Raw genomic sequence first — 357 nt, forward strand, 5'->3', positions numbered from 1 at the left:
CGGTCAGCGCGTGGTAAATGCCCCATACCGTGCCGAACAGGCCGACGAAGGGCGCGGTGGAACCCACAGTGGCCACCACCGACAGGCCGTTTTGCATATGGTGGCTGGCGGAGTCCACCGCGTCGGAGATGGCCATCGACACCCAGGTGTTGAGGTCCACGCGGCCGGCCAGTTCGCCCTTGTGCTCGGCCGCCGCGTCAATGCCGGCCGCCGCCACCGCGCTGAACATGCCTTCGTCGGCCAGTTCGCTCGCGCGTTTTTGCAGTTCCGCGCCGTGAGACGCCAGCAGTTCGCGGCCCTGTTTGAGCAGGCGGCGCTGTTCCAGCAGTTTGACGATGCCCACGTACCAGGTGGCCG

The 357-nt window shown here is 67.2% G+C and carries 1 protein-coding gene; it reads right to left on the bottom strand.

What is annotated here, in order from left to right:
• Nucleotides 1-357: MotA/TolQ/ExbB proton channel family protein (locus ACODRW_RS24395; protein ID WP_488906937.1), on the bottom strand; the 357-nt coding region annotated here is incomplete at both ends.

This window comes from Chromobacterium sp. FG89 (genome assembly GCF_057808735.1).